This is a genomic window from Lactiplantibacillus modestisalitolerans (assembly GCF_005405425.1).
GTDB classification, from domain to species: Bacteria; Bacillota; Bacilli; order Lactobacillales; family Lactobacillaceae; genus Lactiplantibacillus; species Lactiplantibacillus modestisalitolerans.
Genome location: NZ_BJEA01000004.1, coordinates 121,196 through 141,984, shown reverse-complemented (window position 1 = coordinate 141,984; position 20,789 = coordinate 121,196). Strand labels below are relative to the sequence as shown.

The following is a 20,789-nucleotide window of genomic DNA, read 5'->3' as shown; positions in this document are numbered from 1 at the left end:
TTGAACGCAACTAACGCCCTAAGCGTTGTTGCCACTTATAGAGTTGATTCATCACGTCCATCGGCGTCATCGCCATTAGGTTTAACCCTTTTAATTGCTGTAAAACTTTCTCACCCTTCGGATCGGTCACGGTTGGTTCCGCAAAGAGCGACAGTTGTTCCTCCGTGCCGGAAGCGGGTTCAACCGCGCCCCCAGCTTCACTATCGTTAACGGCCGCTTTAGGCGTTACTTTCGTTGGATCCGCGCTTTGCTGTGCGGGTTGCGCGTTAACCGTACTTTCGGGCGCACGCGCAACGGTGCTGGCCTGAACCGCCGCCGTGCTTTCATCCGCAGCGGTCGTCGAGACCGTACTGGTTTGTTGCTCCAAGCTCGCCAAAATTTGATCCGCACGCTGTAACAACTCGGTTGGCATCCCGGCCAACTTAGCCACGCGGACCCCGTAGGACTTATCCGCTGCCCCGGCTTCCACCTTGTGGAGGAAGACCAAGTTGCCATCCTGTTCGGTCGCACCAACGTGGACGTTACGGAGTCCGGCCAATTCGTGATCGAGAGCCGTCAGTTCGTGATAGTGGGTTGAAAATAACGTCTTCGCGTGAATGTGATTATGCACAAATTCAATGATGGCTTGTGCAAGCGCCATCCCATCGTAGGTCGCGGTCCCGCGTCCAATTTCGTCAAACAAGACTAAACTGTTAGCGGTGGCGTGTTGTAACGCGTTGTTTGCTTCCTGCATTTCGACCATGAAAGTACTTTGACCAGAAATCAAGTCATCGGTCGCCCCGATCCGGGTAAAAATTTGATCAAAAATCGGGAGCTTGGCCGCTTTAGCTGGGACAAAGCACCCAATCTGCGCCATGATCACCGTTAACGCTAATTGGCGCATGTAGGTACTTTTCCCGGACATGTTCGGACCGGTGATCAGGAGCACCGTCTCATCGGGGGTCATTCGCACGTCGTTCGGCACGTAACTCTGATTGCCCATGACCTTTTCAACCACCGGGTGGCGGCCAGCATCAATTTGAAGGTCGTGACCGGTCGTTAATTCCGGCTGGACAAAGTGGTAGTCCTCACTAACGACCGCAAAACTTTGGAGCACGTCAATGGCGGCCACCGCCCGGGCAAGCTTCTGAAGGCGTTTAATGGCCTTCTTAACGGTTTCGCGCACCTTGGTGAAGAGTTGGTACTCTAACTGGGTAGAATGGCTCTCAGCTTCTAATATTAGGCTCTCGTGTTCTTTGAGTTCCGGGGTGCTAAACCGTTCCGCGTTCGTCAACGTTTGTTTACGTTCGTATCGGTCCGCCGGTAACTGGGCTAAGTTCGCCTTAGTAACTTCGATGTAGTAACCAAACACGCGGTTAAAGCCAATTTTAAGATTTTTAATGCCGGTGGCTTCCCGTTCCTGGGCTTCCAGCGCCGCAATCCAGCGTTTCCCGTTATTCATGGCATCCCGGTACTTGTCCAATTGCGGGTCGTAGCCGTCTTTGATGACGCCGCCATCCGTCACTGATAACGGGGGCTCCTCAACGATTGCTCGCTCAATGAGTTCCGCAACGTCCTCTACGGGATCAAGCTTTTGAACCTCATCTTTAAAAACATGGCCGTCCAATTCGGATAAGATATAGCGAATCTTCGGTACCTGCCGTAACGAAGTTTTAAGTTGAATCAAGTCGCGGCCATTCACACTTCCAAACGCAACCCGGCCAGCAAGCCGTTCTAAATCATAAACTTTGACCAGCTCTTCTTGCAGGTTGTTCCGCTCGAAGTAGTGGTCTAAAAACGCGGCCACCTTGGCTTGCCGGGTTTCGATATCCCGTTTAATGATCAGCGGCCGTTCGAGCCACTGCTTCAGCAACCGGCCCCCCATTGCGGTTTTGGTTTCGTCTAGTAACCACAATAAGGTTCCCTGCTTTTTCCCCGTCCGGATCGACTTCATTAATTCTAGGTTATACCTAGAATTGTGGTCCAACTTTAAAAACGCGGAGGGTTCGTACGCGACCGCTTTTTGTAAGTGCGCTAAACTGCGCTTTTGCGTGACGTTGATGTACATCAGCAGGCGCTCAACCACCTGCTGCTCGATTGAACTCGTTAAATCCTGTGTTAAGTAACTAAGCTCGGCTTGCGGCGTCACCTGATTTTGTTCTGAAATTAAGATTCCCAGCGCTTGCAAACGTTCCCGGAACGCGGTTGGAACCGATTCATCCACCACGGTTTCCTTAGTTTGTAAGCTCGTTACTTCGTTCAATAACGCATCGGTATTGGCGAGGACGCTCGTTTTGAGTTCCCCAGTTGAGAGGTCGGCGTACGCTAATCCCCACTGGTCGGCTACCTTGATCAGCGCCGTCAAATAATTATTCGACTTAGCTTGTTCAGCACCGTGCTCCAGGGTCGTCCCGGGCGTCACCAGCTGAATCACTTCCCGCTTAACCATCCCTTTAGCAAGCTTCGGGTCCTCCATTTGTTCACAAATGGCAACCTTGTAGCCCTTATCTACTAAAATATCAATATAATTTTGGGCGGCGCGGTGCGGAACCCCGCACATCGGAATCGGGTTGTCCGCCGAATGGTTTCTTGTCGTTAACGTTAATTCTAATAGTTGCGCGCCCTTAACGGCGTCGTCATAAAACATCTCGTAAAAGTCCCCGAGACGGTAAAACAAAAACGCGTCTGGATACTGCTTCTTAACGGCAAAGTACTGACGCATCATTGGCGTATCTTTTGTCTTTTGCGGCACTGCTAATCCTACTTTCTATTTAAACCATTAATCATCAAAATACGGGTGGTCGGGGTTAATTAGAATCCGACTAATTTTCTGGGCGTGACCGTTGCGCTCGTTAACGTCAATCACACAACCTGAAAGTACCGCCGGGCTATCCTCCTGGACGTTAAACCGGGTCGGCATTTGCGTTAAGAACCGTTCCAAGACGTTCTCCCGGGTCATCCCTAAAATGCCATTATACGGTCCCGTAAAGCCGACGTCACTTAAGAAGGCCGTTCCGGCTGGCAAAACCCGCTCATCACTTGTTTGCACGTGGGTGTGGGTCCCCACCACGGCACTCACTTGTCCGTCTAAGTACCAAGCCAGCGCTTCTTTTTCGCTAGTTGTCTCAGCATGAAAATCAATAAAAATATTGGGGGTCGTTTGGCGGAGTTCATCTACGAGGGGCTGAACCGTCGTAAACGGGTTCGCTAAGTTCTGACCCATAAAGACATTCCCCTGTAAATTAATCACCGCTAATTGGACGGCGTTGACCTTTAAAACGGTATAGCCGACACCGGGCGTGGTGGCCGCGGGAAAGTTAAGCGGCCGAACCAGCTTTTTGGCCTCACCAATCAAGTCAAAAATTTCATTATTATCCCAAGTGTGGTTGCCCATGGTCACCACGTCAGCGCCAGCGGTCAACAGGGCTTTATACACCTGCTGATTAATACCACGCCCACGCGTCGCGTTTTCACCATTCACAATTGTCACCTGCGGTTTGTAACGCCGCTTTAACTTCGGTAAGTACTCGTCAATGGCCGTTTGGCCGACCGTTCCCATCACATCGCCCACAAATAAAATTCGCATAGTTTGCTCCCTTGTTTAACGTTATACCCTTCATTTTAGCATTAAATTCCCTGAAAAGCCGCTCGAAATCGAAACCACCGGCGCAGTCCCCCAGGCCGTTAGTCGGCCCGTTTCGGCGTTCAAAAAAGGATTGGAACCGCAGTCCCAATCCTGATTGATCACTATTTAGCGTAATCGACAGCGCGAACTTCACGAATCACAGTCACCTTAATGTGACCAGGATATTCAAGTTCACTTTCAATTTGCTTTTTAATATCGTGTGCTAAAACCGTTGCCTGTAAATCAGAAATTTCATTTGGCTTAACGATTACGCGAATTTCACGACCAGCTTGAATGGCATAACTCTTCTTAACACCATCTTCCTGGTTCGCAATTGCTTCCAACTTTTCAAGTCGGTGAATATAGTTTTCCAGTGATTCACTCCGGGCACCCGGACGGGCCGCCGAAATTGAATCGCAGGTTGCAACTAATACCGCGATGATCGACTTAGGTTCAACGTCCCCGTGATGGGACGCAATCGTGTTAATCACCACCGGATTTTCTTTGTACTTCGTGGTTAATTCCACGCCAATTTCAACGTGGGAGCCTTCGACCTCGTGATCGACGGCCTTACCAATATCGTGTAATAATCCTGCGCGTTTCGCGAGTGTAACATCTTCACCAAGTTCAGCGGCCAATACGCCCGCCAACTTCGCAACTTCAATTGAGTGATTCAAAACATTTTGCCCGTAACTCGTCCGGTAATTCAACCGCCCAACGAGCTTAATCAAATCAGGATGCATGCCGTGAAGCCCCAGGTCAAAGACCGTTTGTTCACCGGCCTCACGAATCTTCTCATCCATCTCTTTACGAGCTTTTTCAACCATTTCTTCAATCCGTGCGGGATGAATCCGCCCGTCTTGAATTAATTTCTCAAGCGCAATCTTTGCAATTTCGCGCCGAATTGGATCGAAGCCGCTCAAAACGACCGCTTCCGGCGTGTCATCAATAATTAAATCGATCCCCGTTAGCGTTTCAAGCGTCCGAATATTGCGACCTTCCCGGCCGATAATGCGGCCCTTCATGTCGTCATTTGGTAACGTGACCACTGAAACGGTGGTCTCAGAAACCATGTCGGCGGCACTTTGTTGAATGGCCTGAACGATTAAGTTTTTCGCTTCTTTCTCAGACTGGGCCTTGACTTCATCCGTATTTTCTTTAATCATAACGGCCCGTTCGTGCGTTAATTGCTCGCGCGTTTGCGTTAAAATCCGTTCACGGGCCTGTTCTTTTGACAGGGCCGCAACCTTTTCTAACTCAGCTTGACGTTGCGTGATTAGTGAAGCTGCACTTTGTTGCTGTTGTTCAACGCGCTTTTGTTCATTGGCAATTTTTTCTTCCTTTTTGCCTAAAGCATCTTCACGTTTTTCAAAAGTATTTTCTTTATGATCCAAAGTTTCTTCGCGTTGAAGCAACCGGTCCTCTTGTTTTTGGACCTCATTACGCCGCTGCTTCAATTCGTTTTCTACTTCGGTTCGGTAACGATGACTTTCCTCTTTGGCCTCAAGGATTTTTTCCTTGCGCTGAGTTGCCGCCGTTTTCTTTGCTTCAGAAATAATACCTTCGGCTGTGTGTTTGGCTACGTCCAGCTGTTTTTCATGGACGTTCTTACGAACATAGTAACCAACCCCATAACCGACAACAATTGCGATGACTGCGAGGATTATACCGAAAACAATCATGTTTCCACCTCCGCATCACCAAAATCCAGTTAACCTAAAATCAACTACAAATTTTCAGATGTTATATTTTGATTACTTACACACTAGTTATTCTAATGTTAGAAACGGAGGGTGTCAACTTAAAGTCCCATGGCAAACCCGCGGGAAAACGCCGGGAAAGACACAAAAATGAGGATTTTAGACGCTACACCTCTAAAATCCTCATTCTAAATTGCTTTAAATTAACGTTTAAACCACTAGTTACTTGGTCTTACCGTTCGTATCAGGGCCTAAGTCAAGGGTCGTATCTTCGGCCTTGGTGGCACTGAGTTTCTTTGGTGCATTTTTAGAGGCTTTGGTCTTAGCCTTTTCCGAATCTGCGGCCGAGTCAGCGGCCGTGGCCGTCTCCGTTTCGGCGTTAGTTTGGTCCATGCCGTAAGCTTGGCGAACTTTTTGCCGAATCTCGGCCATCGTGTCCGGATGTTCCTTCAAGTACTTCTTCGCATTTTCACGACCTTGACCAATTCGGTCCTCGCCGTAAGAATACCACGAACCACTCTTCTTAACGATGTCCTTATCAGCGGCCATGTCAACAATCTCACCGGTTTGGGAAATCCCGCGCCCGTACATAATGTCAACTTCAGCACGCTTAAATGGCGGCGCAACCTTGTTCTTAACGACTTTGATCCGGGTACGGTTCCCGATAATATCGGTCCCTTCCTTGATCTGTTCAGCCCGCCGGACTTCCAGACGAATCGTCGCGTAGAATTTTAGGGCCCGGCCACCAGGAGTGGTTTCGGGGTTCCCGAACATGACGCCGACCTTTTCACGAATTTGATTAATGAAGAGGGCAATCGTCTTGGTTTTATTCAACGTTCCGGATAGCTTCCGCAACGCTTGGGACATCAGGCGTGCCTGAAGCCCAACGTGGGCGTCACCCATTTCACCTTCGATTTCAGCCCGCGGTACTAAGGCCGCAACTGAATCGACAACTAAAATGTCGATGGCACCACTGGAAACCAAGGCATCCGCAATTTCCAGTCCTTGTTCACCGGTATCCGGCTGCGATAAAAGTAAGTCATCAATGTTAACGCCCAAGTGTTCTGCATAAACCGGATCAAGCGCGTTTTCAGCATCAATGTACGCCGCCGTCCCGCCTTGCTTCTGGACTTCGGCAACCGCGTGCAACGCAACGGTCGTTTTACCGGAACTTTCAGGACCGTAAATTTCTACGATCCGGCCCCGGGGATAGCCACCAACGCCTAACGCGTCGTCTAAGGCTAACGAACCACTGGACACGGTTGAAATATTGGTATTCGCCGCATCACCCATTCGCATGATGGAGCCCTTACCAAAGTTTTTTTCAATCTTTTTTAAAGCGTTATCTAACGCTGTTTTCCGCGCATCAGCCAAATTACTTCCTCCTTTGGTGCTCGTTTTCACTCTTAATATCATAGCGGTTAAAAGTTAGAATTGCAAGCAAAAAGCGAACAAAAGTTCGGTTTATTTTGCTAGTCGAGTATCTGCCAATAATGCCCGGCGTAATAAATCAAGCCCGGCCATAACGGTCCGTTCGCGCACCTTTTGCCGGTCACCACTAAAGTGATATTCGTAAGCCACGGTCGGTTGATCACGGTAAGCTAGTCCGATCCAAACCGTCCCGGCCGGTTGTCCTTCCAACGCCTCTGGGCCCGCAACACCGGTAAAACTAAGCGCCGTATCGGTTGCTAATTGGTGTTTGGCGCCGTCCGCCATGGCAATCGCCGTCGCCTCTGAAACGACTCCAGCTTGATCAATCGTCGCTTGCGCGACGTTGACTAACTGGTGCTTGGCCGCGTTGGCGTAAGTTACAAACCCTCCCGGGAAAACGGCGGAAACGCCGGGAACGCTCCCAATCGTACTCTGAAACTCACCGGCCGTTAAACTTTCGGCGGCCGTAATACTGAGGTTCGCTTCAATCAACCGGTGAACCACAACGGCTTCCAAGGAATTGTCATCGCCATAACCATAACAATACTCCCCGACCCGCGCTTGAATCTCCGCCTCAGTCCGGTCTAATTCAGTTTTAGCCGCAGCCTTGGTCGCCGCCTGGGCGCTTAGGCGCAACGTGACTTCGTTAGTTTTAGCGTACGGCGCAATCGTCACAGCCTGCTGACCATCAATTAAAGCTTGTAGTTCCGTGACTAAGCGGGATTCCCCAATGCCAAAGAACCGCAAGACCCGTGAATAGATTTGGGCCTGTTGACCATAGGCCGCCTGCAGCTTGGGCTTAGCCTCGGTATCAAACATTAAAGTCATTTCCCGCGGGGGCCCCGGTAAGAGCAAGAAGTCCGCCGAATCGGGAGACTGGTAAAACGCACCAACCGCCATTCCATTATGGTTCGTAAGCGGGGTTGCCCCTTGTGGATAAAGTGCTTGAAGCCGGTTATTAGCCGTCATCGGTTTATCCGTGTTGGCAAACCAGTCGGTAATTTTTTGCATTGCCGCTTCATCCGTTACCAGCGGCACGTTAAGATAGTGTGCCAGCGTCTGTTTCGTCAAGTCATCCTTGGTCGGCCCCAGTCCGCCAGCCAAAATGACTAAGTCGTTGCGGCGAGCCGCAATTTCGATGACGTCGGCTAACCGGTGCGGGTTATCGCCCACAACAGTTTGATAGTAGCTATCAATTCCGAGTTCTGCGAGCCCGCGGGCAATGTGGGTACTGTTAGTATTCGTAATTTGCCCCAGTAGGATTTCAGTTCCTACCGCGATAATTTCTGCTTGCATGTTCAGATTCCTCCTCAACCGGGTATTCACGCCAAGCGTTAAGTACCCGTCTACTTTAGTATATACGAAATAAAATCACGCGCCCATTAATAAGGTGGTCGTTTTTACGTCCAAATTAAAAATGGACCGAAACCTAGTTTCAGTCCATTTTTTCCTATTTAAAACCGTCCGCAAAGACGTCCCGGTTTTGAACAAAGTAATCGATCCCCGAGTAAATCACGAAGAACAAGCAGATGTAGAGCATAATCAACGCAAACGGTACGTTGATGGCTGCAAACAAGACGTTGTTTAGCAACAAGAAAATAATCGCAATCATCTGAGTCGTCGTTTTAATTTTACCAGGCATCGCCGCGGCCATGACCTGCCCATTGTTTTCAACAATCAGGAGACGCAAGCCGGTAACGGCCAATTCCCGGCATACAATGATCGCCGCCACCCAGTCTGGGACTGCGTTTAAGCGCACCAAAATAATGAAGGCCGTCATCACCAACATTTTATCCGCCAGCGGATCGGCAAATTTACCGAAGTTGGTCACGAGGTGGCGTTTCCGGGCAATTTTACCATCCGCTAAATCCGTCAGGGACGCCCCCGCAAAAATCACGGCGGCGACCACCTGCGTGACTGGAATCGCGGTTCCCGCCCAGGTCACCGTCCCCCAGCTCAATGGTAAGACCATGATCAAGATAAAAATGGGAATCAAAATAATTCTAAACACAGTTAACTTATTAGGTAAATTCACAGTTTCAACCCCCGTTGCCCTTATTTAATCGTCAGCGTAATCGTCCGCACTTGCGACGTACTATTATTTGGATTGAAGTTAAACTTCTTTCCGTTAATCGTCACTGAGGTGGCAACGGCGTTTCCAAACTGGAACTTAACCGTCGAAGCGTTGCTTGGTAGTGTAACGGTGTGGTTACCATTGGCAGTCAGCGTTCCTTGCCAAGTTTGGCTCCCGTTCGTCGTCACGCTAGTCCAAGCGGCCTTGGTTGACTTAATTTCAACCTTATTTTCCTTGGCGCCATTTGTCAGCGTGTAGGCCGTGTCGCTATCCCCATCCGCCTTGATGGTCTGGGCCTTCTTAGCACTGGCCTTCTTGGCCTTGCTTTCAGAACTAGCTTTATCAGCGGCACTGCTACTCTTAGCGCTGGCTTTTGACGAGCTCTTGTTACTTGAAACTTGAACCGACGAGCTGCTAGCTTGATCCGCTGAACTCGAACCGGCGTGGGTTCGGACCGCCATAAACCAAATGAAGAGTAAAATGACAATCACAATCGCCGTCACGATAATGGTCGGTAAATAGTTTTTAACCCGCCCAACCGTCGTTTCCGGTTGTTCCCGACTTGCACGCCGGGTCGTTGGTTGCACGTCATCAACATTTTGAACGTAGGTTTCCGCGTGGGTCGTTGGTAATTGATCGCGGTAAGTTTCCAATAACTCGTTACCATCGAGATCAACCGTGTCAGCGTATTGCTTGACAAACGCCCGCACGTAGAAATCACCCGGTAATTTATCGAACTGCTCATCCTCAATTGCAATCAAATAACGCTTTTGAATCTTCGTAATTTGTTGCAAATCGTCGATAGTCAGCCCTTTAGCTGTTCGAGCCGCCTTTAAGCGTGCTCCAATCGTTGTTTGTTCTTCGTTATTCTCACTCATTGACCTTTTCTCCACCCTAAGTCTATTTTCAAAATTCTTACGCATCTAAGTATATCACAGCCGCCAAATTTCGCAGTTGTCACACGCATAACTTTCAAAAATCTTTACCGCTTAGCTTGCGGTCGAATCTGGTATTCGCTAATCGCCTTAGAAGTCAATAACTGCGCCGCAACGGCGTTAATATCGGCTAACGTTAACTGTTCAATTACCGCAGATTCGTCAAATAAAGTGGCCGAACCAAATAACCGTTGATCATAACGGTTGGCAATTGCCTCCAATGAATTTGCCATGAAGACAACCCGGCCAATCATTTCCTTCTTAACTAATGCCAGTAAGTCGCCCTGATCTGCGAGGGCCGCTTGCCAGTTTTCCAAAACATCAATGACCGCCGCGTCAAACTTCGCGGGATCATCCGTCTCACCACTAAAGGTAACGAAGTTAAACCCGGATTGTAGTTCAAAGTCGTAACCAAAAGTATCGTCAATGATGCCCTGATCATACAACCGTAAATAATCCTTCGAGGTATCGCCAAATAACATTTCTAATAAAACGTTCACGGCGGCCCGGTACTTCAACGCGGGCTGTCCGTTTTCAATGGGCGTCAGCCCCTTAACACCGACAATTGACTTCGCCCGACTAACCGGCATTTCAATTGCCCGGTAAGGAATAATATCGTGACCATCCGCCGCCGTTGCTGGGATTTTACGTTCAATCGGTTGAAAATCCGCGAAGGTTTTTGCCGCTTGATTCTGCTCGATCCAGCCCAAAACTTCCGTGGGATCTAAGTTGCCCACCACAAATAGGGTCATATTTTGGGGGTGGTAGAACGTCCGGTAAGCCGCGTACAGGTCATCCGCCGTAATCTTAGCAATCGAATCGGTCGTCCCGGCAATGTCATACTGTAACGGATGGTTCGGATATAAATTGCCAATCATGCCAAAGTATAGCCGCCAGCTGGGATCATCATCGTACATTTCAATTTCTTGCCCAATGATGCCCTTTTCTTTTTCCACCGTCTGACTCGTGAAATACGGATCCTGGACAAAATCGAGCAGTGTCTCCAAGTTTTCACGTAAATGCTGTGTCGCCGAGAACAAATAACTGGTCTTAGTAAAACTCGTAAAGGCGTTTGCGCTTGCACCGTACGCCCCAAACGTTTGAAAGGCATCGTGATCCGCCTTCTCAAACATTTTATGTTCTAAGAAATGGGCAATCCCATCCGGAAAGCGTTTCAAGTCCGTTTCCCCCGCAGGGACGAAGGTGTTATCAATTGAGCCGTAATTAGTTGTAAAGGTCGCGTACGTTTTATGGAAACCGGCCTTGGGTAACAACGTCACCGTCAGTCCGTTTGCGAGTTGGGTCTGGTAGCAGGCCTCATTAAATTGTTCATATCGATTAATTTGCATGCTGAACCTCCCCACTCAAAAAGAACCCGTTATTCAGGGTGACCAACTTAGCGACCGCAATAATCTGGTCACGCGTCACGGCTTGAATCCGTTCGATCCAATCCGCATCCTGAACCCGCTCCTGCGTTAAGTCGTCAATCAGCGCCTGGATGGAAAATGTGCGTTGACTATCCAAGCTGGATTCAAAGTCGTTGATCAGCCCTAATTTAAGTTGATCCACTAATTCGTCCGTAAAATCACCGTTTTGAATAGCGGTTAACTGTTCCGCAATAATGGTCAGCACTTGATCGTGCTTTTGACCGTCAATGCCCGCTTGTACTTTCAGCACTCCGCGGAACGTGTCTAGCGCGCTACTTGCATAGTAGGCCAAGCTCGCCTTTTCGCGGACGTTCATAAATAATTTGGATAGCGGTGATCCGCCAAACAATTCATTGAATACGAGGGCCGCGTAGTAGTGCTCACCCCGATAAAAAACGGGTAAGTCGTAACCCAAGTTCAGCTTGGCCTGACTAAGTGTTTGCACCTCATGCTGTTCTTGATAATGCCCCGTATTACGATGCTGATAAAATGGGCGCGGCCGGGGAGCAAAGCGGTCTTCAAAGCCCGCCGCTTGCCACTGCGCTAAGACCGCATCCTCATCAATATCCCCAACAACGATAATGTTAACCTGATCACGTTGCAGTAAGTCCTGGTAATATTGGTACAGCTCATGGGCATCAACCGTCTCAAGGTCGGCTGCCGTTCCAAAACTAGGGACCTGTTGTGCGGGTTCCTGACTAAACAGCGCCGCGTTTAATTGCTGCGCCGCGTAATACTGTTTATCATCCGCAACCGATTTAATGGCCGCCTTTAAGTTTGTCACTTGACGATCAAACGTCGCCTGATCAAATTGACCAGCGTGGACCAGCGGTTTAAAAATAATCCGTTGTAAAAATGCAATTGCATCGTGGGTCAGCGGCTGATTGGTGGCTAAATATTGTTCGTTAGCAACCGTCAATGAAAGCCGTAAATTGTGGGTTGGTCCCTTACGACTAACCCCGGCACCAAAGGACGCCCCATACATAGTCGCGAGTGCGTGGGCGAGTGCCCGCTGGTCGGGATAATCCGCCGAACTAGTTTCTAATAAATTTGCGATTAGCGCCCGCTGTGTAATCGTCTGCCGATCAAGCGGTGCGCGGAAATTGACAATAATTTGATTGGTTTTGAATTGATGACTAACGATCGTCGTCAATTCAACCCCTTCTGCTATCTGAGTTTGCAACCTATTTGTTCCTCCTTGCATATGTATAAATAATAAGCGAAAGCCTAAGTCGGCGCAACTTTCCGTACTGGGCGCGCTTCAAATTCACTTTTCACCCGCTCAATCTTCCTTAAAATTAAAAGACTATGAGGATTGATTAACGTTGCAAACCGCCGATTTGTCTGCTATTCTTTTCAGTATTGATAAATTGAGGAGCGATTTAATGTGAAAGTAATTAAATTTGGTGGTAGTTCACTCGCTAGTAGCCATCAACTCGAAAAAGTATTAGCCATCGTTCGCGCCGATGCCCGCCGTAAATACGTCGTGGTTTCGGCTCCCGGCAAACGGTTTAGCGGTGACACGAAGGTAACCGACCTGCTTATCCAGTATGCTCGTCAGACCATTCACCGTCAAGACACCACGACCACTGCCCAAACGATCATTGAACGCTACGCCGAAATTGGTCACGGGTTTAACGTCGCTGACGAGCAACTCGAACCCATTTTTAAAACGATTCGGGACCTACCTAAACAAGCTTATGCGGATAACACGTACTTAATGGCCGCGTTCAAAGCGCACGGGGAACGGCTTAATGCCCAACTCGTGGCCGCCGTTTTTCAGCAATCCGGCTTAAACGCGCGCTACTTAGATCCGCGCGACGCGGGCATGGTTGTGACCGACGTCCCCGATGACGCCCAGATTATTGCCAGTAGCTATCCTCAAATCGAACGCTGGGCGAATAGCGACCAAATCCTAGTCATTCCTGGGTTCTTCGCCTATAACCGCAACGGTCAAATTTGTACGTTCTCGCGTGGCGGTTCCGATATTACCGGGGCCATTATTGCGCGCGGCGTTCACGCGGAGCGCTACGAAAACTTTACCGACGTTGACGCAATTTACGCCGTCAACCCCAGCTTAGTCCCCCAGCCCGCCGCTATCCCCGAAATGACCTTCCGGGAAATGCGTGAGTTGTCCTACGCTGGCTTCTCGGTTTTTCACGACGAAGCCCTCATCCCCGCCATTCAGGGTGATATTACGGTCAACGTTAAAAATACGAACCATCCTGAAGCACCCGGGACGTTAATCAAATCGAGCCGCGAACCTAACCTGAATGCCCCGGTTACCGGGATTGCCAGCTCCTCTAGCTTTTGCGCACTATACTTGCGGAAATACTTGTTAAATAAAGAAGTTGGGCTAGGACGTAAAATTTTAACCATTTTAGAAACCCATCATATTAGTTACGAACACATGCCATCTGGGATCGATGACCTCACCATTATTTTTGACGAGCACCAGCTCACACCGGAACTTGAACAAACCCTCGTTCAAGAAATTTCTGCGGCCATCCACCCCGACGAAATTCACTTTAACCACGACTACTCCATTTTAATGCTGGTTGGTGAAAACATGCGGAACCGCGTTGGTATCATGTCCCGGGCCGCCGGTGCGCTCGCGGCACAAAACATTAAGTTAATCATGGTCAACCAGGGAGCTTCCGAAATCTCCATCATGTTCGGTATTCACGATCAGGACGCTGATCGGGCCGTGGTTGCGCTTTACAACGAATTCTTCAAATAATGAGCTTTGAACGGTAGCCGAACGCGGTTACCGTTTTTTTTTACGTAAAAGGAGGCTATGACATCCGTCACAGCCTCCTGGGTATCGCCGAATCTTAATAGCCGAAATGTGTGCCAACGATTAACCGACTTCTAACACACTCTCAACCTAATTTTCCACTTTCTGATTACCAAACCACTTGTGGTTAATCTTAGCAAGCGTGCCGTTGGCCTTTAGTTCCTTTAAACCGGCGTTAATTTTGCGCCGCATCGTCTTGTCACCCTTGCGCATCCCAACCGCAAAGTCTTCGGTTTCAAACGCACCCGGCGTCTCTTGATAGTCACTAGAGTTAGTTTCGTGTTTGATATAGTAACTGGCATACACACTATCAATCAGTAACCCTTGAATCCGGCCCGCGTTTAAATCTAGAAAAGCGTTATTGAACGTGTCGTACTGAACGGCGGTTTTATTCGCAATTTTATCTTTCAGTAACTTGGGGTTGTTTTCCAGCGATTCGTACCCCGATGACCCGGATTGGGCCCCCAGCGTTTTACCCGTCATGTCATTGAACGAGTTGATATGATTTTTCTTGAGTGACACTAACACTTGTTGGTTTTTTAAATAAGTATCGCTAAACGCAACCACTTTTTCCCTTTGGGGATTCTTAGTATAGCCGTTCCAGATCAAATCGATCGTTCCGTTGCGTAACTCGGTTGCGTTCATTGACCAGTCGATTGTCTGGAAACTAATCTTAATGCCATACAGTTTAAAAACCGCCCGCGCAAGATCAATGTCGTAGCCGACGAGCTTTCCTGATTTTTCCCGAAAGCCCATCGGCACAAAACTGTCGTCGAGCCCTACAACGACGTACCCGCGCTTTTTGACGCTTGACCAAGTATCTTGGGTATCCGCTCGCTTGGTGACACTTTCACCACAACCACTGAGGGTCGTGACCATCGTTAGTACCATCACGACGAGCAATCCTAACGAAATCAGTCGTTTTTTCATGTGCACACCCCCTACTAGTCTTGGTTTGGTTCAACCCGAAACATTTCGTCCGCAATATTTTCCGCGAAAGTTAAATCGTGGGTCACGATAATTTGCGTCATGCCATCGGCCTTCAAGCCCATGATCAGCTTTTCAACTTCTTGGCGCAGGTTCGGGTCCAACGCGGACGTTGGTTCGTCATAGCAGAGCACGTTCGGCTTCATTGCCAGTGCCCGGGCAATTGCGACCCGTTGTTGCTGCCCGCCGGATAACTCGAACGGGTACTGATTAGCGTGATCCGCCAAGTCTAGCCGCGTCAAGAGCTCGAGCGCTTGTTGCTTAGCCGTCTCGGCCGATTGTTTTAAAACTAAAGTGGGCGCTAACGTAATATTTTGCAAGACGGTTAAATTTGGAAAAAGTTCGAAATTTTGGAAAACAACGCCAATCACGCTTTCGTTGGCCCGGTTAGTATACGGTTCAAAATTTTGTCCATCCACTAAGAACTGACCACCATCAACCCGCTCCAATCCAGTAATGCAACGGAGTAACGTCGTTTTACCCGCACCAGAAGGACCAACGATACTCAAAATCTCACCGTCGCGGACCGTCAAATTTAAATCCTTGATGATGGTCCGATCACCAAAGCGCTTCGTAATATTTTTAAGTTCTAACATAGCGGTCCCTCCTATTTCCAGTACGAGTAGTGTTTTTCAATCCGACCAAGCACGAAGGTCGTGACGGCCGTTAATAACAGGTAAATGACCCCAACTAAGACGAGTGGAATCAACGTAACGTCGCGCGCCGTCGCAACGTTTCCGGCCCGTAACAAGTCGCCCAAGCCAATGACGTAAACTAAGGACGAATCCTTAACGAGGTTAATGACTTCGTTACCAACGGACGGTAACACGATTTTAATCACTTGTGGAATCACAATTTTACGAATAGTTTGACCGTAGCTTAATCGGAGCACCCGGGCACTTTCGTACTGGCCACTGTCAATTGACTGTAAGCCTCCACGGAAAATTTCGGCGAAGTACGCAGCGTAGTTCAAAATGAAGGCAAATAGCGCGGCGTAGTAACGCGGAAAGACAATGCCAATTAACGGCAACCCGTAGAACACGAAAATCAGTTGCAGTAAGAGTGGCGTTCCCCGCATTAACCAAACGTAAAAATGCAATAACCATTGGAGCGGTTTAATGTTCGAAATTAATCCTAAGCTGACAACCAATCCGAGTGGTAACGAGCCAATCAACGTCCAAATAAAAATTTTTAACGTCATGCCCGCACCGGCTAATAATGATGGCAAAATCTCTAAAATATAGTGCATGTGCGTTCCCTCCTAATTTACAGTTCACAACTTCGGCGTGCGACCACAAAAAAAGTCCCCTTGAGTAACAACTCAAGAGGACGTCTGCGCGCGGTACCACCTCACTTCGTAGCCGCTTCACAACGACTACCTCAGGGAGTTTAGTGATAATAAAAAAATCGTCCTTAGATCCAAACGATCTAAGAGGACGATTTCATCGCGGTGCCACCTCATGTTCGCTGACGGCTCACACCGTCAACCTCAACGAGTTTATCACTAAACTCCGCCGCTAACGAGGCTAACCGAAACGGCCTACTAACTTCAACCGTTCAACTCACAGATGTGGTTCGTGTTCGTTGCCGATCATCTTTCCACCACCGACGACTCTCTGGACATGCAACCAAACACTACTCTTCTGTTCCCTGCTTTTTAAATGTTGCATTCATACTAATCGAAATTTAATCAAACGTCAAGCCCTTTTTTACTTTTTGTGGTGAAAAAGACCCGCTAACCGCGACCAAACCCCCGGTTTCGGTGCATCGAGGTTCATCAGCGGCACCGTTTCGCCCTCCAAGCGGCGGGCAATGTTGCGGTAACCTTGTGAAGCGGCGTTTTTCGGATCAAGCACGATTGGCTCCCCGTTATTAGAGGTCCGAATAACCGCGTCGTCGTCAAAAACAATCCCTAACAGGTCAATCGACAGGTGGTGCGTGATTTCGTCAATGTCCATCGTTTCCCCATCCTGCATCATCCGCCGCCGAATGCGGTTAATGACCAATTTAGGCGCTTCCGCCAACGGGTATTGTTCTAATAATCCGACAACCCGGTCGGCATCCCGGATTGCTGAAATTTCGGGCGTCGACACAATAATCGCGGCGTCAGCGCCGGCAATCGCGTTCATGAACCCCTGTTCAATCCCAGCCGGGCAATCCAGTAAAATGTAATCAAAGTCGGGTTTCAACTCTTCAACTAACTCGCGAACCTGATCCGGATTCAGTGAATTTTTATCCGCATTTTGAGCCGCTGGCAAGAGGAATAGCAAGTCGTCAAACCGCTTATCCTTGACCAGTGCTTGACGCAATTGTGCGCGGCCCGCGATCACGTCGACGATGTCATAAAGAATCCGGTTATCTAATCCCAGAATAACATCCAGGTTACGAAGCCCGATATCTAAGTCTACTAAACAGACTTTCTTGCCCATTAAGGCTAAGGCTGTCCCTAAATTGGCCGTTGTCGTGGTTTTACCCACACCACCCTTACCAGAGGTGATGACAATTGCTTTTCCCATCAAAGAAGTCCTCCATTTCGCGTAAATAACTTCGGTCGTACTCGTTTCAATTGGTTAAGTGGTTGGTAGTCGAGCGACTGAATATCATTGATATACACCACGTTGACCCCACTCACCGTTTTATCAAGGTCTACTAATTCTAACAATTCGCCCACCCGTACTCGCGGTACGGTTGTCAAAGGACTCACAATGACGGCCTGATTATGATCCGGGTAACCCGCTTCCAGCGCCCCCGCAACTTCGCCCATGACAAAAATACTACCGGTGGCGCGTAAAACGCCCCCCTCGTGAATTTTGCCAAAAAAGAGCACGTCGCCGGTAATTTCAACGACCTGACCGTTCCGGATAATTTGATTGACGAGGTGCACGGTATTACGTTCGACCATCGCCAGTGCGTCGGCCGTTAAAATCACGTCCGCCGTTAGTTTATGAATACTAAACAACGGGTAACGTTGTACTAACTGGGTCACCTGCTGATTTTGCGCCGCAGTTAGTAACCGGCCCTCGGTACTCATATCAAATGAAATCTGTTTATCCGTTGTGTTATCGGCATTTAATCGGTCTAAAAGGGTCTTTAAATCGACCATGATTTCGTCAAAGCTAGCAGCTTGGCGAAAAATCAGCTCATAACCATCGTTGCTGGCTTTTAAAACCACACTTTGCTGCATGTTAGAATTCCTTCCTGTCGGCTAATTCACGCTCAAGTACAACCGACGCATTGGATAATATAAAATAACAAAGATTGCTAAGTTAACCGCAATCGTCGGCCCGAGCGTATAGACCGCAAAATCTGCCAGGTTATCGTTAATAACGTGGCCCATCGTATACCAGATGAACGTAAACGCCTCCACAATGGTTAGGTTGATAATGTAAACCATCAGCAGCGTTAAAAAGTTCAGATCCAGCCAAGGCTTAATTTGCCGGCAAATGTACACCACCAGTGGGAGTGAGATCATGAAAACCCCAAACACACCCGTATAGTACCAATCGTACACCAACCCAACAAATAACGCCCAGAGCCCGACCGATAAATCGTCCCGATCGTCTAAGAAAACCGCAAAAATCAGCCACAGTAAGACGAGGTGCAACACGCTCGAATACGGGTAACTAAAGAGGTTGCCCGCAAACACGTTTGACAGTGAACCGTCTAAGAAGAGGGCCACGAACAGCCCAATCGGAAAAATAAGTTTTAACCGTGCGTATGGCAATCCGACACCCCCTACTATTCAGCAACCGTAACAACGGTTAAATCGCTCAAATCGGCAGCTGGCTTAATTTCAACTTCCGAAGCCAACCCGTAATCATCCTGTTTAACACTAGCAACGGTCCCCACGTACAAGCCCTTTGGCGTGATACCACCGAGACCACTCGTCACGACTTTATCACCCTTTTTTAGCTTAACGTTGGACGTCACCGACCCCATTTCAAGGGTCCCACTACTCTTGTCATACCCAGAAACAATCCCGTTCACGGTTTTCCCCGCTTTATTGGTAATTTCAATGGCAAACTTGTTGGCTGACGAACTCGTGCTAGAAATCAGTTCAACCTTAGACGAAGTCTGGTTGACTTCAACAATCCGGCCAATTAAGCCAGTTTGAGACATTACCGGCATGTTCTTCTTAATCCCGGCCGTGGCCCCCTTGGAAATCACAAGCTGGTTCATCCAAGACGAAGGGGTCCGAGTCAGAACGTTGGCCGTTACGGCGGTGTAATCTGAGAGTGATTCGTTTAATTTGAGTTGTTTACGAAGTTGCTTATTTTCAGCACTCGCCGTTTGGGCGTTGACCTTAGCCTGGGCTAATTGGTCGACCTGCTTTTTCAGCTTCTGGTTTTCCTCATAGGTATTCAATAAATCAGAAACTGAGTTGGTCGCACTTTGCAGTCCGTTGACCGGCCACGCAACCACGCGACTCGCCGCACCGGCTACGTCGTTTCCAAACTGCTGAATCAATGGCGGCGTTGCTCTTTTATTCCGAATCGCTACCGACACACTCATTAACCCAATGCTAATAATCAGTACAACGATGGCGATCACCAGTTTACGGTTAGAAAAAAACTTTTGCATAATGAACCCCCGGTCGAAAATTCAATCATTCAAACGAAAACGGGCCCGCCCTAGTCACTTTTAGCCACTAGTTCGCGTCAATAAATAAGCGGGAAGATCCCTTCCCGCTCACCCGTTATCGCTTTTTCATTACATCGATACTCTTAAGTGATTCACCCGTCCCAACCGCAACGCAGTCTAACGGTTCGTTTGCGATAAACACTGGTACTTTGGTTTCATCCGCAATCACTTCGGAAAGATTCTTCAATAATGCGCCACCACCGGTTAAAACAATCCCGTGGTCAATGACGTCGGCAGCAATTTCTGGGGACGTTTCTTCCAAGGTTTCCTTGATAGCTGAAATAATTTCACCGACAATTTCTTGAATGGCTTCCGCCACGTCAACGGCTGAAATTTCAACGGTCTTTGGTAACCCGGAAAGCAAATCGCGGCCCCGAATCGTCGCGCTCTCGATATCCTTGGCTGCTTCCAACGAAGCGGAACCAACGTCCATCTTTAATTGTTCTGCTGAGCGTTCCCCAATTAATAAGTTGAACTTTTGGCGAACGTGATAAATGATTGAATCATCAATCTTGTCACCGGCCATCCGAATCGAACGACTTGAAACAATTCCGCCTAAGGAAATCGTTGCAACGTCGGTCGTTCCACCACCAATGTCCACAACCATGCTCCCAGTTGGATCCATGACCGGCAAACCGGCCCCGATGGCTGCGGCAAAAGGTTCTTCAATGACGTAAGCATCGCGCGCACCGGCAACCCGGGTTGCGTCGATGACCGCCCGCTTTTCAACTTCCGTAACGCCACTTGGTACACAGACCATGACGTACGGCTTGCCATTAGAATGGCCTAACGTTTTTTGAATAAAATACTTCATCATTGCGACGGTGGTATCGTAGTCCGCGATAACCCCATCCTTCATTGGCCGAATGGCCACAATGCTTGCTGGGGTTCTCCCAATCATATCCCGGGCAGCTGACCCAACTGATACGATTTCGCCAGTCTTCGTGTTCTTCGCAACTACGGATGGTTCTCGTAGTACGATGCCCTTGCCGTCAACGTACACAATGGTGTTGGCGGTACCGAGATCGATCCCGATATTCTTTGTCCCTAATCCGAACACTACATTCATCCCTTCATGTTTTACAAATTTAATTTTTTATTAGTCATAATAGTAAGTATTATAGCATAATCGCGCGACTTACAAAAAGCATCACTAACTGATAGCATACCTTACTTCCATAAAAAATACCGGA

General features: G+C 48.6%; 18 protein-coding genes and 1 other annotated feature. Of the genes, 1 reads left to right on the top strand and 17 read right to left on the bottom strand.

Annotated features, from left to right (window positions below; translation table 11 throughout):
* Positions 1–10: 10 nt before the first annotated feature.
* The 9 genes from mutS to yfmF all read right to left on the bottom strand — a co-directional run bounded on the left by mutS (position 11) and on the right by yfmF (position 12,354).
* Positions 11–2,704: a DNA mismatch repair protein MutS gene (gene mutS / locus FFM79_RS03380; RefSeq protein WP_174795726.1), complete on the bottom strand. Its 2,694-nt coding sequence runs from the start codon at positions 2,702–2,704 to the stop codon at positions 11–13.
* Between the two features lie 54 nt (positions 2,705–2,758).
* Positions 2,759–3,565 (bottom strand): TIGR00282 family metallophosphoesterase, encoded by an 807-nt coding sequence (locus FFM79_RS03375; protein ID WP_137642059.1) that lies wholly within the window; start codon positions 3,563–3,565, stop codon positions 2,759–2,761.
* A 161-nt stretch (positions 3,566–3,726) separates the two neighbouring features.
* Positions 3,727–5,286 carry a ribonuclease Y gene (rny, locus tag FFM79_RS03370; RefSeq protein ID WP_137642058.1) on the bottom strand — a complete coding sequence of 520 codons (1,560 nt, stop codon included), beginning with the start codon at positions 5,284–5,286 and terminating at the stop codon, positions 3,727–3,729.
* 240 nt (positions 5,287–5,526) lie between these two features.
* Positions 5,527–6,678 carry a recombinase RecA gene (gene recA, locus FFM79_RS03365; protein ID WP_137642057.1) on the bottom strand — a complete coding sequence of 384 codons (1,152 nt, stop codon included), beginning with the start codon at positions 6,676–6,678 and terminating at the stop codon, positions 5,527–5,529.
* A gap of 90 nt (positions 6,679–6,768) precedes the next feature.
* The gene (locus FFM79_RS03360) at positions 6,769–8,031 is read right to left on the bottom strand and encodes a competence/damage-inducible protein A (RefSeq protein WP_137642056.1); all 1,263 of its coding nucleotides are present in this window, start codon (positions 8,029–8,031) and stop codon (positions 6,769–6,771) included.
* 154 nt (positions 8,032–8,185) lie between these two features.
* Positions 8,186–8,770: a CDP-diacylglycerol--glycerol-3-phosphate 3-phosphatidyltransferase gene (gene pgsA, locus FFM79_RS03355; protein ID WP_137642055.1), complete on the bottom strand. Its 585-nt coding sequence runs from the start codon at positions 8,768–8,770 to the stop codon at positions 8,186–8,188.
* 20 nt (positions 8,771–8,790) lie between these two features.
* Entirely contained in the window at positions 8,791–9,687 is an 897-nt protein-coding gene (locus FFM79_RS03350) for a helix-turn-helix domain-containing protein (RefSeq protein WP_137642054.1), read from the bottom strand.
* Positions 9,688–9,791: 104 nt separating this feature from the next.
* Entirely contained in the window at positions 9,792–11,093 is a 1,302-nt protein-coding gene (gene yfmH / locus FFM79_RS03345; protein WP_137642053.1) for an EF-P 5-aminopentanol modification-associated protein YfmH, read from the bottom strand.
* Positions 11,083–12,354: an EF-P 5-aminopentanol modification-associated protein YfmF gene (gene yfmF / locus FFM79_RS03340; RefSeq protein WP_225424364.1), complete on the bottom strand. Its 1,272-nt coding sequence runs from the start codon at positions 12,352–12,354 to the stop codon at positions 11,083–11,085. Before yfmF ends, yfmH begins: the two co-directional genes overlap by 11 nt.
* Positions 12,355–12,558: 204 nt before the next feature.
* Between yfmF and FFM79_RS03335 the strand changes: the two genes are divergently transcribed.
* On the top strand, positions 12,559–13,911 hold the full coding sequence (locus FFM79_RS03335) for an aspartate kinase (protein WP_137642051.1): 1,353 nt from the start codon (positions 12,559–12,561) through the stop codon (positions 13,909–13,911).
* 147 nt (positions 13,912–14,058) lie between these two features.
* Here FFM79_RS03335 and FFM79_RS03330 read toward each other — a convergent pair whose 3' ends face one another.
* The 8 genes from FFM79_RS03330 to FFM79_RS03295 form a co-directional block, all read right to left on the bottom strand.
* Positions 14,059–14,898: an amino acid ABC transporter substrate-binding protein gene (locus FFM79_RS03330; protein WP_137642050.1), complete on the bottom strand. Its 840-nt coding sequence runs from the start codon at positions 14,896–14,898 to the stop codon at positions 14,059–14,061.
* 14 nt (positions 14,899–14,912) lie between these two features.
* Positions 14,913–15,551 carry an amino acid ABC transporter ATP-binding protein gene (locus FFM79_RS03325; RefSeq protein ID WP_137642049.1) on the bottom strand — a complete coding sequence of 213 codons (639 nt, stop codon included), beginning with the start codon at positions 15,549–15,551 and terminating at the stop codon, positions 14,913–14,915.
* A gap of 11 nt (positions 15,552–15,562) precedes the next feature.
* Positions 15,563–16,204, bottom strand: a complete 642-nt coding sequence (locus FFM79_RS03320) for an amino acid ABC transporter permease (protein WP_137642048.1) — start codon at positions 16,202–16,204, stop codon at positions 15,563–15,565.
* 180 nt (positions 16,205–16,384) lie between these two features.
* Positions 16,385–16,615, bottom strand: a binding site (T-box leader).
* A gap of 49 nt (positions 16,616–16,664) precedes the next feature.
* Positions 16,665–17,471: a septum site-determining protein MinD gene (minD, locus tag FFM79_RS03315; protein WP_137642047.1), complete on the bottom strand. Its 807-nt coding sequence runs from the start codon at positions 17,469–17,471 to the stop codon at positions 16,665–16,667.
* Positions 17,471–18,139 (bottom strand): septum site-determining protein MinC, encoded by a 669-nt coding sequence (locus tag FFM79_RS03310; RefSeq protein WP_137642046.1) that lies wholly within the window; start codon positions 18,137–18,139, stop codon positions 17,471–17,473. Before FFM79_RS03310 ends, minD begins: the two co-directional genes overlap by 1 nt.
* 21 nt (positions 18,140–18,160) lie before the next feature.
* Positions 18,161–18,679, bottom strand: coding sequence for a rod shape-determining protein MreD (mreD, locus tag FFM79_RS03305; RefSeq protein ID WP_137642045.1), 519 nt, complete (start codon positions 18,677–18,679; stop codon positions 18,161–18,163).
* Positions 18,680–18,693: 14 nt separating this feature from the next.
* Entirely contained in the window at positions 18,694–19,536 is an 843-nt protein-coding gene (mreC, locus tag FFM79_RS03300; RefSeq protein WP_137642044.1) for a rod shape-determining protein MreC, read from the bottom strand.
* Between the two features lie 115 nt (positions 19,537–19,651).
* The gene (locus FFM79_RS03295; RefSeq protein WP_137642161.1) at positions 19,652–20,656 is read right to left on the bottom strand and encodes a rod shape-determining protein; all 1,005 of its coding nucleotides are present in this window, start codon (positions 20,654–20,656) and stop codon (positions 19,652–19,654) included.
* Between the last annotated feature and the right edge of the window lie 133 nt (positions 20,657–20,789).